The following is a 16,307-nucleotide window of genomic DNA, read 5'->3' as shown; positions in this document are numbered from 1 at the left end:
GTGACCAACCGTGCTGTTAGCGTTGGCCCTTGAGCGAGGGGGAGAAGACGACACGTGGCATCGACCGTGTTCTGTATCGGTGGGGATCTGCACGTACGGCGGCTGGGGTTCGGGGCGATGCACCTGCCGACGGACCCGGGCGCGGACCGCGAGAGCTCTCTCGCGGTCGCCCGGCGGGCCGTCGAGCTGGGTGTCACGCTGATCGACACCGCCCATATGTACGGCGGAGGCGCAAACGAGGAGCTCCTGGCCGAGGCCCTCTTCCCCTACCCCGAGGGCCTGCTCATCACCACCAAGGTCGGCGTCTCTCGATCGGGCCAGGCCGGAGAGTGGAGGCTCGACGGGCGGCCGGCCGTCCTGCGCGAGCAGGTGGAGCAGGCCCTGCGCCGACTGCGCGTCGAGCGGATCGAGCTGCTCCAGCTGCATCGCATCGACCCCGAGACGCCGCTCGCCGACCAGGTGGGCACGCTGCGGGACCTTCAGGCCGAGGGCAAGATCAGCCGGATCGGGCTGTCCGAGGTCACCGTCGACGAACTCGACCAGGCACGGGAGATCGTCGACATCGCGAGCGTGCAGAACCGGTACAACCTGCTCGCCCGTGAGCACGAGCCCGTGCTCACGGCCTGCGAGGCGGCGGGAATCGCGTTCCTGCCGTGGCGCCCTGTCGCCTGGGGGGAGTCGGGGGCGAAGGCGGAGGTCGCCGCCGTGGCGGCCGAGTCCGGTGCCACCCCCACGCAGGTCGCGCTCGCCTGGCTCCTCGGCCACTCCCCCATCATCCTCCCGATCCCCGGCACCGCCCGGATCGACCACCTGGAGGAGAACCTCGCCGCGGAACGTCTCGAACTGGCCCCGGCGCAGCACGCTCGCCTCGACCGTCTGTCCGAGGCGGCGTAGGGCTTTTTGCGGGCAGGTGGCGCAGGCATGCCAGGCTGTGACTGGCATCCGAGCCGATTGCTCAGGTGCCCTCATGTCCCCTGCGGAGCACCACGAGAACAACCCTCAGCCGGGCCGGAGTTGGGCACGTTCGAGTTGGTCGGCCAGGTCGTTCAGGTCGGCGGTGTGCAGGGTGAAGCGGTCGGAGGGGGTCGGCGGGTCGCCCACGGGGCGGGCGACGTAGGCGGTGCGCAGGCCGAGGTGCTGTGCTCCGCGCAGGTCCCAGGCGTGGGCGGCGACCATCAGCAACCGCTCGGGAGGTCGTCCGGAGACGGCGACGGCCAGCTGGTAGACCGCCGGGTCCGGCTTGTACGTCCGGACGTCCTCGGCGGACAGGGCTTGGTGCCAGCGCAGTCCGGCATGGGCGTTGAGCTCCAGCAGCGCCGTCCGGCTCGCGTTGGAGAGACCGATCAGCGGGAACCGCTCGGCGAGGCGGGCGAGCCCCGCCACGGTGTCCGGCCACGGCGGAAGCCGGCGGCCTGAGAGGGCCAGCGCCCGTACGGCGGTCGGGTCGTCGACCCCGGCGGCGTCGGCGACGAGCCGGGCGGCCTCCAGGTCGAGGACGTCGCTGGGGGCGTAGGACCGGACGCCGTCGAGGACGCGGCGTTGCTCGCGGTCGATGTGCTGCCGCCACAGCGACGAAAGCCGTTCTACGCCGGGGTCGTCGAGCGACGGGACGAGTCCGCGCATGCCGGCGCGGAGACCGGCGGGTTCGTCGACGAGGGTGCCGAGCACGTCGAACACGACGGCGTCGATCTCCAGCAGCTCTGGCATGGCGGAGTCTCCTGGTCGAGAAGGGGCAAAAGAGGGGCACCGAGCAGGGGCGAGAAAGGACACTCGGACACTCCCAGGTGAACGCGGCGGGAAACCGCCCTCATTCCGACCCCGCCCCGCACTGTCGTCCGCCGCTCATGACCCCCGAGGTAATCGACCGTTCTCCCCTCCCCCGGCAGGATCAAGCACATCGGCGGGAACGACCGCCGGGATCCGGCCGCAGCAGCGAGGAGGGCACCATGTCCGTCAAGTCCACCGTCACCACGGTGAGTTCGGCCACCACGGCGAGTTCGGCCACCACCATGGGTTCGGCCGCCACCGCGAGTTCCGTTGCCGAGAACACACGGGCCGTCGTACAGGAGTTCCTCACCGCCCGGATGGCCGGGGACACCGGGCGGCTCACAGAGCTCTTCGCCGACGACGTCGACTGGCTGCTCGCCGAGAACCCCGCCGTCCCGTGGATCCGCCCCCGCTCCACCGCCGCCGAATGCGCCGCCCAGTTCACGGACCTGATGGAGCACACCGTGCCCGAGGACGCGCGCGCGTCCGTCGACGCCTTCCTCGTCGACGGCACCGACGCCGTCCTGACGGGGCACCTGTCGGGAACCGTACGCGCGACGGGGAAGTCCTTCGAGGGCCCGTTCGCGCTGCGCCTCACCGTCGAGGACGGCCGTATCACCCGGCACCACCTCTACGAGAACAGCCTGTCGATCGCCGAGGCCTGCACCCCATGAGAGCCTGGGCGGACGAGCCCCGGTAAGCCCACCATCATCGGACGACCCCCGCGTGTCCGTGGGACGCCCGCACCGTGCCCTCGTGGACGGCCGGCGCTGCCCTTCCGGACCTGTCCGCGCCGACGCGGAGCCGGTAGACAGGCGGGGAGTTGTGTGTTCATCTGCGGGAAGAGGGCCCCATGCGTGCCGAGGGCAACGCCAGACGACCGGAAACCGAGCGACACGGCCGCGGCCCCGCCCGTACCCCTTCGGCCGGGCCGGCGACGGCAGCCGGGGCGCCGTCGCACGCGTTGGCCGCCCTGCAGAGCAGCGCGGGGAACTCCGCCGTGGTCCAACTGCTCCGCCAGGCCGGGCATCCCGGTGCGCGGGACCGGGCGGGGGCCGGCACGACGGAGGAACAGCACACGCACGGGCCGGGGTGCGGTCATCCGGAGAGCGGGCGGCCCCCCGTGCAGCGGTCCGGCGAGCGAGACGTGCGGCAGTCCGCCGTAGGCGACGAGGCGTGGCCGCAGGGCGTGCGGGACGTACAGCGGTCCGCCGTGCACGACGTGCTGCGCACCGGCGGCCGGCCGCTCGACGAGGCGACGCGCGGCGACATGGAGGCCCGGCTCGGCGCGGACTTCTCCGACGTCCGCATCCACGACGACGCCGCCGCGAGGGCCTCGGCGGCGGAGGTCGGTGCCCGCGCCTACACCTCCGGCAGTCATGTCGTCATCGGCGAGGGCGGGGGCGACCGGCACACGCTCGCCCACGAGTTGACCCATGTGATCCAGCAGCGCCAAGGTCCCGTCGCCGGTACGGACAACGGCTCCGGGCTGCGGATCAGCAACCCCGGCGACGCCTACGAACGCGCGGCGGAGGCCAACGCGGCCCGGGCGCTCTCCCAGCCCGCACCGATGGCGCCGGTGGCCGCGCAGCGGTCCGTGGCGGCGCCGCCCTCGGCTGGGACCAGCGTGCAGCGGCGTGAGGACAACCCGTACGCCAAGCCCGCCGAGCACGACGGGTGGGCCACGACCGCGCACCACATCGTGGCCCACTCCACGCTCCTCGGTGCCCTCGGCAGACTGGACGAGAACGGCAGGCGTGAGGTGCTCGCCGCGGCGGTGCCCCGTGAAATCACCGAGCAGATGCTGGACAACCTCAAGGTGAAGGTGCCGGACGGTGCGAACACGCCGGAGTTCCGGCGGGACCTGCGCAAGAAACTCGCCGACCAGAAGGTCCCGGACAGCGAGAACGTGTACGGGATCAGCTACGGGGACATCCGTCAGTCGTTCTTCGAGTGGCAGGCCGGAAATCAGTTCATCGGCCCCAACACCTCGACGCGGGCCGAGCCTTCGGCGAGCAAGGACGACATCGACACCGACGGCAAGTACTTCACCTCGCTCAACGCCAAGGATTTCGACAAGCTCGTCTCGCTCGGCACGGACCTCAAGACGCCCGGCATCGCGGCCGACAAGACCCAGGCGACGCTGCTGAAGATGCTGGCCCTCACCAAGAACGCGAAGGTCGCCGACTTCGATCCGGCCAAGTGGACGGAGGTGAAGGAGGGCACCACCGTGGACGCTCTGGCGGCCGACACCGGTCTGAGCCGGGCCCACATCCGGGGTTACACCTACTTCAAGTTGGCGATGGCCGACGTCGTGAGCGGAAAGCACCGCGATTTCACGACGGCCGCGTCGGGTGGCAACTTCGAGTACTACGGCGCGACCGTGAACGACGCCCAGGTCAGGGGCACGTTCGTCTACATTCCCTTCACCACGACGACCGTACCGCCGCCGAAGGAAGGGAAGTCGGCCGGCCGGCGCAAGACCCTCTTCGAGTACTGCACCACCAACAACGTGCCGACCTGCACCTTCCTGCCGAAGGGGCTCTACAACCCCGACCGCAAGCCACTCAAGAAGTGAGCGGCACCCCCGCCCCGACGGGCTGCGCGGAGCGCCCGCCGGCTATGCGGAACGCTCCTCCGCCTCGACGAGCCGGGCGAGGTTGGCCAGTGCCATGCGCGTGCCTGTCTCGTTGTCGGCGGCCGGTACGGCGTCGGGAATCCCTTCGTGCACCATCAGGACATCGGTGCCGCCGTCCGCGTCGGTGAGCGTGGTGGTCATCGTCATCGTGCCGCGCAACGCCGGGTCGTCGGCTTCGAATGCGAGGACCTCGACCACCTCCTCGTTCGGTACGAGCTTCGCGAAGTGGCCGTGGTACGTGTCGGTGTGGGCCTCCGACTTGCCGGTGCCCGTCGGCGCGTCGTAGGTCAGCGAGACACGGAACCTCCCTCCTTCGCGGGCGTCGAACTCGTGCACATGGCTGCTCATGCCGGCCGGGACACGCCACCGCGCGATCGCGTCCGCGTCCAGAAGCGCCCGGTACACGGTCGGGCGTGAGGCGTTCACATGCCTGGAGACCTGCGTCGAGTACATGGGCCCAACCTAACGTTTCGTCGTCCCGCGGACTCGGAATCGACCGTCCTCTCCTGCCGTTCGGACAGCGCCTGGAGCCGGAACTCGCTGGGTGAGAGACCGTGGGCGGTCCGGAAGGCCCGGGTGAAGTCGGAGGCGCGGGGGATGCCCCAGCGGGCGGCGACGACGTGGATCGGGGTGGTGCGCAGGGAGGGATCCGCCAGGTCGCGGCGGGCACCCTCCAGGCGGCGGGCGCGGATCCAGGCCGCCACCGTCTCGCCCTGGGTCTCCTGCTGGAAGATGCGGTGCAGGTAGCTGAGGGAGATGTGGTGCGCGGCCGCGATCATCGGTGGGCTGAGTTCCGGGTCGTGGAGGTTCTGTCGGATGAACGCCCGGATGCGTTGCGTCAGGGCATGCCGGCGGGTCTCCGGCGGCAGGGCGGCCTCGGCCTCCACCGCGTGCGCGAACCAGGCCGACAGCAGATCGAGTACGACCGTGCCCAGACGGGGCGCGTCGGCCGGCTGGAGGAAGTCGGCCTGCCGCTCCAGGCCCAGGAGGAAGTCGACCAGCAGGGCGCCGAGGCCGTCCCGTCCCGGCAGCCCCCGGCCCAGCAGCTCCCGGACCTGGTGCGGTGGCAGTGGCAGCAGCGCCTTGGGGAAGTCGACGCCCACTCCCCTGATGACGCCGGCTCCCCGGCCGTCCGCCGCACGGAGGTCGTACGGCCGCGAGCTGTCGGCCAGGTGCAGGTCACGCGGGCCGAACGTGTCGTACCGCCCGGCGTGGTCGAGGGCCAGCCCTCCGTCGAGCAGCAGCGTCAGGTGGTACAGCTCGGGGTCGGACTGGCGCACCATCCGCCGGCTGCGCCGGTAGCGCGTCGGCAGGAACGACGCCGGCCACACGGTCACGGGCCCCAGCTCCATCAGCCGCACCTCCGCCCGGAAGTCGGCGGCGTGGGCGCTGATCACCTCGCTCGTACGCGTCGCGCCGATCAGTTCTCGCCAGTAGTCGAACCTGTCTCCCGCAGGTACGTCCTCGCTGCGGAACACGGTTCCGATCATTGCGTCCATCTCCGATACGCCTGACAGGTATTCGCGGCGACATCCTTACACGCGCAGACCGCCGCGGTTCCGGCGCATGCGCTCCGGCGCATCCGTTCCGGCGCCAGAGGTGAAGGGGCAGGTCCCTGCGCACGGTCGCAGGGGCAACCGGGCCCCTGTGAGGCATCGGTCCCGCCTCGGCGTCCCTCTACGATCAACGCATGCGTACATGGAAGCGGAGCCTGGACGCCGCGGGTGTGCTGGAGCCGGAGTTGCGCTCGGACTACGGCGCCCAGCGGAAGCTGGTGGCGCGTTTTCGGCGGGCCTCGTATCTCGCGGCTCGGCTGCTGCTGCCCCGACCGGTGTTCCCCCATGTCGTGGCGGCGACGGCGGTGATGCACCACGGGGACAACCTCCTGGACAGCGGCCCGAAGGCGCGGCGAGCCTCGGCGTGGGCGGCATGGGAGCAGGAGGTGCGCAAGGCGCTGGACGCGGGGGTGAGCGACGATCCGCTGATCCGTACTCTGCTGCACACCACGCGGGCGTATCCGCGGCTTCGGGAGGTGGTGGAGGAGTATCTGTCCACCGCCACCGCCGAGTTGGAGTTCGCGGGGTTCGCCACCGAGGCGGACTACCAGGCCTATGTGGACGCCTACTCGCTGCCCGGTTTCATGCTGATCGCGTCGTTGCTGGGCCCGGAGAGCGACGACGGGCTCTTCCGCGCGGGGTGCCGTACGTTCATCGACGGCAGCCAGCGGCTGGACTTCGTCAACGATCTCGCCGAGGACGTGCCCGCAGGACGTCTGGGCATCCCGCTGGAGACGCTGGAACGCTTCTCGGTCACGGTGGAGGATCTCGCAGAGCGTCGTGAGTCCGCTGGTGTACGGCAGTTGGTGGAGCATCAGATCGAGGAGGCGCGTAGCTCCTTGCGGGCCGCCAGGGAACTGCCCGCTCTGACCGCGAGCCCCGCCGGCGTGCTGGTGGACGCTGTCATCCGGATCGAGCTGCTGACCGCCGACGCGGCGCTCGAACGTGGCACCCGGTTGCTGCGCGGCTCGGCGTCCCCGCCGCCGGCGGGCACACTGCGGGTCCTGCTGGAGGCTCGCCGAAAGGCTCATGGGGAACAGCGCTGAGCAGGGCGGTCCGCCGAGAAGCGGTGAGAGGCGGCTGAGGGACTCTCGGAATGGGATCTGGGGTGCGTTGGGTCCGGCGGTGCTGTCCCCGGCGGGTGTGGCGTTGGGCGGAAGGCGGTGCGGGCTCCGGCCCACGTCGCGGAGGGAGTCCGTGCGCCGCGGGTGGTGACGCGGAGGTGGATGCGCAGGGCGATGCGGGCGTCGGCGAGCTCGTGGACGCCATGTGGCTCGCGCACGCGGAGATCGATCGGGCGGCCAGGAGTGAGCCGTTGCGGGGCGCCGTCTATCGTTTCGCGGCCCGTCTGACCGAGGCGGCGCGCGGGGGCGCGGCGTAGAGGAGGCCGTGCTGTATCGGGCGCAGGTCGCGTTCATGGACGCCGCCCACGACGATCTGTGGCCGGCCGGCGACGGTCGGCGGGGGTCGCCCGGTCTTGATGCGTGCGGGCGCCGCGCGGCTCCGGCATAGGGTGCGGCGATGAGGTTCGGGACCTTCAATGTGCTGCACGGGCGGACCCTTCGGGACGGCCGGCCTGTTGACCTGCCGGGGGTGGACGCGGGGCTCGCGTTGGGTGAGGCCGTCGCGTCGTGGGATGCCGATGTCGTGGCCTTGCAGGAGGTCGACCGGCTGCAGGAGCGGTCGGGGGGTGTGGATCAGGCATGGGTCGCCGCCGAGGCGATGGGGGCGCGGGACTGGCGGTACGCGTCGGCGGCGCATGGCCGTGCGGTGCCCGGCGCGGGGTGGGTGTTCGACCCGGCCGTGGCGGGACTGCGGGTGTACGGCCGCCGGGAGGTGAGGCGGGAGGGTGACGTTCCCTCGCACGGCATCGCGTTGCTGTCCAGGTTGCCGGTGCGCGAGTGGAGGGCCAGGCGGTTCACCCCGGCTCCGTTCGCTCTGCCGCTGCGGGTGGCCGGGAGGGCCGGGCTCACCCTCGTCCGCGATCAGCCCCGCGCGGCCCTGGCCGCCGTGGTGGTGGGACCGCGGGGGCCGTTCACGGTGGTGGCGGTGCACCTTTCGTTCGTCCCGGGGTGGAACATCGGGCAGTTGCTCGCCGTCCGCGACTGGGTCACCGGTCTTCCGCGTCCTCATGTCCTGCTGGGCGACTTCAATCTGATCGGCGCGATTCCCCGAGTCGTCCTGAACACGGCCGAGTCGGTCTCCCCGACGGGTGGTCGAGGGTGGCGGGATCTGGCGCGTGTGCCGACGTACCCCGCGCACCGCCCCTTGGTGCGGTTCGACCATGTGCTGGTGGACGGGACGTCCCAGGGTGCCGCCGTCGGCGCGCGTACGCCTCGGACGCCCGTGTCGGACCACCGGCCCGTCGTCGTCGATCTCGCGCTCTGAACGACTCCGGGGCCCCGCACCCCACGCTCAGGCGGCGGCGCCGAACCACCGCGGGAGTCGGTCGAGCAGGTCCCGCTGGTCGTCGCCGGCCCATGCCACATGGCCGTCCGGCCGCAACAGCACGGCGGGCACGTCCAGTTCCTCACTGACGTCGACGACGTGGTCGACCCGGTCCGCCCAGCCCGCCGCCGAGAGACGGCCGGTCTGGTCGAGCAGCAGTCCGCGGCCGTCGTGCATCAGCTCGTAGAGGCGCCCCCTCTTCAGCCTCAGGTCGCGCATCCGCCGGCCGAGCAGTTCGTGGCCCTCGCCGAAGTCGTAGCGGACGTCGACCGCCGTGATCATCCCGGTGATGTACCGGTTCGCCTCCTCGAAGTCCATCAGCCTGCCGAACAGCTCCCTCAGCGCGATCGCGCCCGGGTCGGTCCCCAGCAGCGTGATCTGCGCGCGGGTGTTGTCCAGCACGCGGGCGCCCACCGGGTGCCGCTCGGCGTGGTAGCTGTCCAGCAGTCCGTCCGGTGCCCAGCCGTCGACCGCGGCGGCCAGTTTCCAGCCGAGGTTGAACGCGTCCTGCACGCCCAGGTTGAGCCCCTGCCCGCCGGTCGGCGGGTGGATGTGCGCCGCGTCGCCGGCCAGCAGCACCCGGCCGACCCGGTAGCGCTCCGCCTGCCGGGTGGCGTCGCCGAAGCGGGAGAGCCAGCGCGGCGAGTGCGCGCCGAAGTCGGTGCCCGCGACCGCCCGCAACCGCTGCTTGAACTCCTCGAGGGTCGGCGCGGTCGCGCGGTCCTCGGCCACACCGTCGGCGGGCACGATGACACGGCACACCCCGTCCTCGCCGGGGCTGACACCGAACCGCAGTTGGGTACGGCGGACCTCCTCGACGACCGCGGCGATCGTCGCCGGATCCTCGGTGACCTCCATCTCGCCCAGCAGCGTCTCGACCGTGGCGGGCTGACCGGGGAATCCGACGCCGAGCAGCCTGCGCACCGTACTGCGGCCGCCGTCGCATCCGACGAGGTAGCGCGAGCGCAGGTGCGTACCGTCCGCCAGCTCGACGCTCACCCCGTTCTCGTCCTGCGACAGCCCGACCACTTCGTGGCCGCGCCGGAGGTCGGCGCCGAGTTCGCGCGCACGCTCCTCGAGCAGCCGCTCGGTGACCGGCTGCGGGGTGGCGAGCCCGTACGCGTGGGCCGTGTCCAAACGCTCTGGCCACGTCTTCATGATGCCGCCGAAGAAAGCGCCGACCTGGAACTTCTTGCTGACCTCGAGGAACCGGTCCAGCAGACCGCGCTGATCCATGATCTCGACGCTGCGCACGTGCAGACCCTGCCCACGGGATTCCCCGCTCGGTGCGGTCAGCTTCTCCAGGACGACCGTACGCACCCCGGCGAGCCTCAGTTCGCTCGCCAGCATCAGTCCGGTGGGCCCCCCGCCGGCCACGATCACGTCGATCATCACAACCCCCTGTGCGCATGGATTCCTGCTTCGGCCGGCGATTCTGCGGCACGACCCGGGTCTTGCCGCAAGCCCCCGTGCGCGCTATAAGTTGAGAGTGGCAAGGAGTGGGGTCGACCCTCCTTGCCTTCGCCTTTTCCGTCCGCTGCAGAGGGACGAGACCTCGCTCGGCGGCTCCGCGCGCGGCGTAGCCGATTTCCCTCCGGCCGGTTCGCGTGACGATCCCGACCGTGCCCACAATGGCGCTGGTCCTCCCTCTGTCCTCGGGAGAAGGGAGCGTCCGATGGTCGTGACCCGGGCTCGGGCCCACTTGACGAGAGCCGCGGGCGGCCCGGGTGAGGCGCCGTTCTCACCCGGGCGTGCGGTTGGGGGGCCAGGACGGGGCGTCAGTCGCTCAGACGGCGGCGCAGCAGCTGCTTGCCCAGGTCGGCGCCCTTGCGGCTGTCGGCCTGCGCCTTGCGGAACAGCTCGACCACCTCGGTGTCCTTCGCCCGCTCCGCGTCCTGGATGTACGACTCGAGGCGCAGCGCGTTCTCCAGGCAGGCCTCGACGTACCAGATCAGGTTGTAGTCCTTGTCGGCCGTTCCGGTCACGTGGCCGGTCTCGGTGGTGCTGGTCACGTTCTCCTCCTCCGTGTCGCGGACTAGGGGCCGCACCTGCCCGGTACGGCTCCCGAAGCGCCGGACGGGTACCCGGGCCGTCGCCGCGTACACGGCATGCGTGGACGCCGTCGCCCCATGCACGGCTTCGCGCGGACAACGGCCCGCTCGTCACCCGGTGAGGTGTCCCGGCGCCGTCCGAGGGCACACGGCTGTCACCACCTCCCCGCAGAAGGGCCAGATGACGTGCGTACCGTCGGAGTGGAAGAGGAACTGCTCCTGGTCGATCCCGAGACCGGTGAGCCGCAAGCACGGGCCGCGGCGGTGCTCGCGCGGGCCGCGCAGGAGGGCGCGGGGCAGGACGTGTTCGAGAAGGAACTCCACGACGAGCAGGTGGAGTTCGCCACGCACCCGCAGTCGGAGATGGCGGCTCTGGGGGCCGAGATCATCCGCTGCCGCAAGGACGCGGCGCGGCACGCCGAGGGGCTCGGCAGCGCGGTCGCGGCGCTGGCCACGTCGCCGTTGCCCGTGAGCCCGACGATCACCATGAACAGCAGGTATCTGTGGATGGCGCGGGAGTTCGGCCTGGCCACGCAGGTACAGCTGGTCTGCGGCTGTCATGTGCACGTTTCCGTGGAGTCCGACGACGAGGGTGTCGCCGTCCTGGACCGTATGCGGCCGTGGCTGTCCGTCCTGACGGCCCTGAGCGCGAACTCGCCCTTCTGGCAGGGCCGGGACAGCCAGTACGCCAGTTACCGCACCCAGGTGTGGGACCTGTGGCCGATGGCCGGTCCGTCGGACATCTTCGGCTCGGCCGAGCGGTACCACCAGTGCGTCAGCGACCTGATCGCCACGGGCGTCGTCCGCGACGAGGGGATGGTCTACTTCGACGCCCGGCTGTCGCAGCGGTATCCGACCGTCGAGATCCGGGTCGCGGATGTCTGTCTGCACCCCGACACCGCGGTCCTCGTCGCGGCGCTGGCCCGCGGGCTCGTCGACACCGCGGCGCGCGAGTGGCGGGCCGGCCGGGAGCCGCTCGGGCACAGTGCGGGACTGCTGCGGCTGGCGACGTGGCGTGCCGCCCGCTCCGGGATGTCGGAGAACCTCCTTGACCCCGTGACGATGCGGCCCCGGCCCGCAGTCGAGGTGATCGGCGCGCTGCTCGACCACGTCGAGGAGGCCCTGGTCGCCAACGGTGACGCGGAGCGGGCCCGTGCGGCCGTCGCCGAGCTGATGGGGCGCGGCAACGGTGCGCGCGTGCAGCGCGAGGTGATGGAGCGGACGGGGAGCCTGCGCGAGGTCGTCACGGCCTGCGTCCGGCACACCCAGGCGTGAGGCCGCCCGCATACTCGGACCTGCGGTCGAGGGCCTCGTGCGCGTAGGTCGTCGGGGACGGGGTAATGCGTGCAGCACCGGCGGCCCTCGTCCCGTCGGCGCGTACGGTCATAGTCCCGTCGACGACGGAGTCGGAGGAGCTCGAACATGAGCACGTGGAGTCCGGATCACACCGATTGGCAGCCGCCCGGCCCGGCTGTGCGGTTGCCGGACGGCCTGCCGGATCTCGTGCACGCCGGCATGTACGCGGTGGACGACCACGGCTCCATCGTCGCCGTGAACCGCCGGGCCGAGGAACTGATCGGCATACCGGCCGAGGGCCTCGTCGGCCGGGACGCCCACGAGCTGCTGCACCGCGATCACCTCGGCCAGACGATGCCCAGGGCGGCGTGCTCGATGATGCAAGCGTTCCTCAGCGGCCGTACGAGAGGCGGGGACCGCGAGTGGTTCCGCCGCGGTGACGCCACGCTGCTGCCGGTGACCTGGCTGGTCACACCGTGCCGGCTCGCCGGCGCCGCGACCGGCGCGGTGGTGCTCTTCTACGAGTCCGTCCCGGACAGTGGAGTGGTCCCGGCCGCCGGGGCGGCGACGCTGTCACAGCTGGACCGGCTGGCGTTGCTCGCCGAGACGACGACCCGGCTGACCTCCACGCTGGACTCCGAGGAGGCGGTCGCGCGCCTGGTCCGGCTGGTGGTGCCCCGGCTGGCGGACTGGGCGATCGTGGATCTGATCACCGAGAGCGACGACGTCTGGCGCACCACGGTGGCGACCCACCACCATGGATCCGTGGTGCGGCGCGAGGACCTGGAGGGCCCGCTGCCGCCGGTGCACGAGGAGTCGTTCATGCCGCTGTCCCGGGCGCTGCGCGGGGCGGCGTCGGCGCTGGCCGGGCCCGAGACCTACCAGGGGCCGGCGGACTCGGGGATCACGGTCGCGCAGCAGGAGCTGTTCCGGACGACCGGTCTGCACTCGGCGGCGATAGCGCCGATCCGTGGCCCGCGCGCGGTGCTCGGCGCCCTCACGCTGGGCCTCAGCGACCGGCCGGGGGCCTTCACCGACGCCGAGCTGTCCCTGTTGGAGGACATAGCCCGCCGGGCCGGGCTCGCTCTGGAGAACGCCCGTCTCTACCAGCGACAGCGGCACATCGCGGAGACCATGCAGCGCCATCTGCTGCCCCAGATGCCGGAGGTGCCGGGGCTGTCGATGGCCGCGCGCTACGAGTCGGCGTCGGAGTCCACGCAGGTCGGCGGGGACTGGTACGACGCGTTCTCGCTGGCCGACGGGTCCCTGGCGGTGGCCATCGGAGACGTCGTCGGGCACAACATCGACGCGGCGGCCGGCATGGCGCAGGTCCGCAACATGCTCCGCGCCTACGCCTGGGCGCTGGACGAGCCGCCGAGCATGATCGTGGAGCGGCTGGACCAGGCCGTGGTGAACGTGACCGAGGCGTCCATGGCGACCGTGATCTTCGGCCGGGTGGAGCGGACGGGCGACGGCGAGTGGGCGCTGCGGTGGACCAATGCCGGGCATCCGCCGCCGCTGCTGATCACGCGCGACGGCCGGTCCCGTTTCCTGGACGAGGAGCACGACCACCTGCTGGGCACGGGCCTGATCCGGCCGCGTACCGACACGCTCACCCCGCTCCCGCCGCTGTCGACGCTCGTGCTGTACACGGACGGTCTGATCGAGTCCCCGGCGCACCCTCTCGACCGGGGCATGGCGCGCCTGCGCCAGCACGCGGCGGCGCTCGCCCACCGGCCCCTGCATGTGTTCTGCGACCTGCTCCTGGAGCGGACCCGTCCGGTCGACAACGACGACGACGTGGCCCTGCTGGTCTTCAGGACGCCGGGCGAGGACGGTGAGGCGGGGTGATCGGTAGAGCGCCGGCGTCGGCCGGAGGCGTGGCGGGGCCGCTTTCTTCCCGAAGGCCTCACACATCCCTGCGCTTTCGCACGCGTAGCCCCTCCCCGCTCGGGAAACACGTGCGTCGGAGGGGTACGCGACATCGCGTGCGCCTCGAAGAGCCGAGCCGGGGAAGACGAGATGGCAACAGAGCCGCGTAGGGACGACAAACTGACTGCCGAGGAGATCCACGACACTCACGCCGCCTTCGACGGAGAACTCGGCGACGTGACGGGCGCCCGCACGGTCGCCGAGGGGTTCCTTGGCACATTGGCGCGCACGTCCCCGCCGGCGGCCGTGGAGCACTGGGACGACATCCTGCTGGTCGTCACCGAGCTGGCCGCCAACGCGGTGCAGTACGCTCCGGGGCGCTTCGAGCTGACGATGCGGCGCACCCTCGACGGGGTGCATGTGACGCTGGGGGACACGAGCACCACCTCGCCCGCGCCGCGCCCCTTCAGCCCCAGCAAGGGGGGCGGGGGTATCGGCTGGTACCTGATCCACACGCTGTGCGACGAGGTGAGCGTGGTGGTGCACGCCCAGGGCAAGGACGTACACGTCTTCCTGCCCTGGTGAGAGGTGAGGCTGTCCTGGTGAGACGAGCCTGGTGAGAGGTCAGCTCAGCGGTACGAGCACGCTGATCGTCTTGCCGCCGGCCGGGCGGCGCTCCACGTCGACCTCACTGGACAGCCGGTTGATCAGCGGCCATCCGTAGCCCCGGCCCTCGTGGGCGCCGGGCAGCACGCCCGGCCCGTGGATGCCCACGGGCAGGGCCGTGCTGTAGTCGCGCACGCTCAGCCGGACGCCTTCGGGGGTGAGGGTGACGTCGAATCCCGCGATGCCCCCGCCGTGCCGGACGGCGTTCGTGACCAGTTCGGAGACGACGAGGATGAGATCGATCATCGACTCCTCGGTCGGCGGTCCGGCCGCGGAACGCCATCGCTCCCCCACGAACGCCCGTACATAGCCGCGGGCGGCGGCGGCACTGGTGATCGCGACCGGTGGACGCCCCGCCCGCGCGGACGAGGCCTCCACAGGAGCGGTGCCGTGGTTTCCGATCGGGTGGCGTTCCATCGATGTCATCGTGTCCGGGGGATAGACGGTTCGGGACAGCTCGGCTCAGCACGGTTCATGAAGCGCCACATACCCGCTCTCGCTCGGACCATGGCTGTCGAGCTCCCCCGTGGGCACCACCACCCGCTTCCCGCACAGCTCGGCGGTCGTGGTCGCCTGCGCGGCCGCGAGCTGCCGGCGTGCCGCTTCCAGGGCCTGGCGGACGTCACGAGTGCCCGTGGACACGCACAACGTGTACGCCAGGTCCTGCGCGCGGCGAGCGGTCTGGAGATCGCTCTGCTCGCCCCCGTGGGCCATGAGCGACTCGTACTCCTCGACGAGCCGGCGCAGGGTCGCGGGATGGGGCATCAGCATCTGTTTCGCTCCTGGGTGATCGGGGCTTCGGAATACGTCGGAAGGACCGGCCGGGACCACGGCGTACGCCTCGGGGCCGGCCGGGACGGCGGCGTGCGGCCGACGGTCAGGAAGGAGGGGTGGTCCGGCCGAGGGCCTCGTCCCGGACGCGGGCGCAACTGCGGCTGATGAGACGGGAGACGTGCATCTGGGAGATGCCGAGACGGTCGGCGATGCGGTTCTGCGTCATGTCCTCGAAGAAGCGCATGTAGAGGATGGCGCGCTCGCGTTCGGGCAGCCGGCGCAGCCCTTCCTTGGCCGCCTCCCGGTCCACGACGACGTCGAACGCCGAGTCGGGCGCGCCGAGCGTGTCGGCGAGGCTGTAGCCGTCGTCGCCCGAGGACATCTCGGCGTCCAGGGACAGGGCGCTGAAGCTGTCGAGCGCCTCCATCCCGGCGTTGACCTCCTCCTCGGTGAGCCCGGTGTGGGTGGCGATGTCGGCGATCGAGGGCTCGGTGCCGCCGCCGGAGGTCTGGCTGAGTTCGCGGCGGGCCACGCGCACCTTGTTGCGGAGGTCCTGGACGCGCCGGGGCACGCGGAGCGTCCACATCCGGTCGCGGAAGTGCCTCTTGATCTCTCCGGTGATGGTGGGTACGGCGTAGCTCTCGAACGCGCCCCGGTCGGGCTCGTAGCGGTCCACCGCCTTGACCAGGCCCATGGCCGCGACCTGGCGCAGGTCCTCCAGCGACTCGCCGCGATTGCGGAAGCGGCCGGCGATGCGGTGCGCCATGGGCAGCCAGGCCCGCACCAGTTCGTCTCGTACGACGTCACGCTCGGGTCCTTCGTCCATCGCCGCGAGGCGGGCGAAGGCGGCGGCGGTCTCGGGGGCGTCGTCGTGCGTCCTCCTGTCGGACGTACCGGGACGTACGGATGTACCGGAACCGTTTGCGGACACATTGACCAGCATGGGAATCGCTCCTGAACGACGCTTTCAGGGACTTGCGGCGGGAACGGTGGGCGAGCGACCAAGGCCCGGGCACGGAACACCGCTTCCGCCGACCACCTCCGATGCGGAGGCGTGGAACTCCGCTTGCCCCGCGATCCGGTGGGCAAACAGCGGTGCGCGCGTTCGTCGTGACGGGCCGTCGACCGCCGGTGATCCCCGGCTTCGGGGGGCGGCGACGACTTCCGGCCAGAGTGCGGAGCAACACAGTCCCTTTCAGGAACGAGTTGGACTGAGTCGCCGGTACCGGGGCAGGCGTG

General features: G+C 71.5%; 17 protein-coding genes. 9 read left to right on the top strand and 8 right to left on the bottom strand.

All coding sequences use genetic code 11. The features are described 5' to 3' along the window. Nucleotides 1-54: 54 nt before the first annotated feature. Nucleotides 55-894 carry an aldo/keto reductase gene (locus ACWD26_RS16180; RefSeq protein ID WP_451270386.1) on the top strand — a complete coding sequence of 280 codons (840 nt, stop codon included), beginning with the start codon at nt 55-57 and terminating at the stop codon, nt 892-894. A gap of 105 nt (nt 895-999) precedes the next feature. Here ACWD26_RS16180 and ACWD26_RS16175 read toward each other — a convergent pair whose 3' ends face one another. Next, nucleotides 1,000-1,707, bottom strand: coding sequence for a haloacid dehalogenase type II (locus ACWD26_RS16175; RefSeq protein WP_451270384.1), 708 nt, complete (start codon nt 1,705-1,707; stop codon nt 1,000-1,002). Nucleotides 1,708-2,009: 302 nt separating this feature from the next. On the opposite strand from ACWD26_RS16175, the gene ACWD26_RS16170 reads away from it, so the two are divergent. Together ACWD26_RS16170 and ACWD26_RS16165 are read left to right on the top strand one after the other, a co-directional pair. After that, nucleotides 2,010-2,441 (top strand): nuclear transport factor 2 family protein, encoded by a 432-nt coding sequence (locus ACWD26_RS16170; protein WP_451270577.1) that lies wholly within the window; start codon nt 2,010-2,012, stop codon nt 2,439-2,441. 179 nt (nt 2,442-2,620) lie between these two features. Next, nucleotides 2,621-4,345 carry an eCIS core domain-containing protein gene (locus tag ACWD26_RS16165; protein ID WP_451270382.1) on the top strand — a complete coding sequence of 575 codons (1,725 nt, stop codon included), beginning with the start codon at nt 2,621-2,623 and terminating at the stop codon, nt 4,343-4,345. Between the two features lie 42 nt (nt 4,346-4,387). Here the strand turns inward: ACWD26_RS16165 and ACWD26_RS16160 are convergent, their stop codons facing one another. Together ACWD26_RS16160 and ACWD26_RS16155 are read right to left on the bottom strand one after the other, a co-directional pair. Further along, entirely contained in the window at nt 4,388-4,858 is a 471-nt protein-coding gene (locus tag ACWD26_RS16160; RefSeq protein WP_451270380.1) for an SRPBCC domain-containing protein, read from the bottom strand. After that, nucleotides 4,828-5,895: an AraC family transcriptional regulator gene (locus ACWD26_RS16155; RefSeq protein WP_451270378.1), complete on the bottom strand. Its 1,068-nt coding sequence runs from the start codon at nt 5,893-5,895 to the stop codon at nt 4,828-4,830. Before ACWD26_RS16155 ends, ACWD26_RS16160 begins: the two co-directional genes overlap by 31 nt. Nucleotides 5,896-6,095: 200 nt before the next feature. Here ACWD26_RS16155 and ACWD26_RS16150 point away from each other — a divergent pair, with 200 nt between their 5' ends. The 3 genes from ACWD26_RS16150 (at nt 6,096) to ACWD26_RS16140 (ending at nt 8,349) form a co-directional block, all read left to right on the top strand. Continuing rightward, entirely contained in the window at nt 6,096-7,007 is a 912-nt protein-coding gene (locus ACWD26_RS16150; RefSeq protein WP_451270376.1) for a squalene/phytoene synthase family protein, read from the top strand. 176 nt (nt 7,008-7,183) lie between these two features. Next, on the top strand, nt 7,184-7,342 hold the full coding sequence (locus tag ACWD26_RS16145) for a hypothetical protein (RefSeq protein WP_451270374.1): 159 nt from the start codon (nt 7,184-7,186) through the stop codon (nt 7,340-7,342). Between the two features lie 140 nt (nt 7,343-7,482). Continuing rightward, the gene (locus ACWD26_RS16140; protein WP_451270373.1) at nt 7,483-8,349 is read left to right on the top strand and encodes an endonuclease/exonuclease/phosphatase family protein; all 867 of its coding nucleotides are present in this window, start codon (nt 7,483-7,485) and stop codon (nt 8,347-8,349) included. A 27-nt stretch (nt 8,350-8,376) separates the two neighbouring features. Here ACWD26_RS16140 and rox read toward each other — a convergent pair whose 3' ends face one another. After that, a complete protein-coding gene (rox, locus tag ACWD26_RS16135) occupies nt 8,377-9,801 on the bottom strand; it encodes a rifampin monooxygenase (protein WP_451270371.1) in 1,425 nt (474 codons plus the stop codon). A 386-nt stretch (nt 9,802-10,187) separates the two neighbouring features. Continuing rightward, nucleotides 10,188-10,421, bottom strand: a complete 234-nt coding sequence (locus tag ACWD26_RS16130; RefSeq protein ID WP_451270369.1) for a hypothetical protein — start codon at nt 10,419-10,421, stop codon at nt 10,188-10,190. Nucleotides 10,422-10,646: 225 nt separating this feature from the next. Between ACWD26_RS16130 and ACWD26_RS16125 the strand changes: the two genes are divergently transcribed. The 3 genes from ACWD26_RS16125 to ACWD26_RS16115 all read left to right on the top strand — a co-directional run bounded on the left by ACWD26_RS16125 (nt 10,647) and on the right by ACWD26_RS16115 (nt 14,213). Next, the gene (locus ACWD26_RS16125) at nt 10,647-11,735 is read left to right on the top strand and encodes a glutamate--cysteine ligase 2 (protein ID WP_451270367.1); all 1,089 of its coding nucleotides are present in this window, start codon (nt 10,647-10,649) and stop codon (nt 11,733-11,735) included. A 147-nt stretch (nt 11,736-11,882) separates the two neighbouring features. After that, a complete protein-coding gene (locus ACWD26_RS16120) occupies nt 11,883-13,607 on the top strand; it encodes a SpoIIE family protein phosphatase (RefSeq protein WP_451270365.1) in 1,725 nt (574 codons plus the stop codon). Between the two features lie 171 nt (nt 13,608-13,778). Continuing rightward, nucleotides 13,779-14,213 (top strand): ATP-binding protein, encoded by a 435-nt coding sequence (locus ACWD26_RS16115; RefSeq protein ID WP_451270363.1) that lies wholly within the window; start codon nt 13,779-13,781, stop codon nt 14,211-14,213. Nucleotides 14,214-14,252: 39 nt separating this feature from the next. Here the strand turns inward: ACWD26_RS16115 and ACWD26_RS16110 are convergent, their stop codons facing one another. From ACWD26_RS16110 to ACWD26_RS16100, 3 genes are all read right to left on the bottom strand, one after another. Then, complete coding sequence (locus tag ACWD26_RS16110) at nt 14,253-14,711, bottom strand: ATP-binding protein (protein WP_451270361.1); 459 nt, start codon at nt 14,709-14,711, stop codon at nt 14,253-14,255. A gap of 45 nt (nt 14,712-14,756) precedes the next feature. Beyond that, entirely contained in the window at nt 14,757-15,065 is a 309-nt protein-coding gene (locus ACWD26_RS16105) for a DUF5133 domain-containing protein (RefSeq protein WP_451270359.1), read from the bottom strand. Nucleotides 15,066-15,171: 106 nt separating this feature from the next. Continuing rightward, on the bottom strand, nt 15,172-16,011 hold the full coding sequence (locus ACWD26_RS16100; RefSeq protein ID WP_451270357.1) for a SigB/SigF/SigG family RNA polymerase sigma factor: 840 nt from the start codon (nt 16,009-16,011) through the stop codon (nt 15,172-15,174). Between the last annotated feature and the right edge of the window lie 296 nt (nt 16,012-16,307).

The organism is Streptomyces sp. NPDC002787 (assembly GCF_053592095.1).
This window is presented reverse-complemented; position numbering and strand designations above follow the sequence as displayed.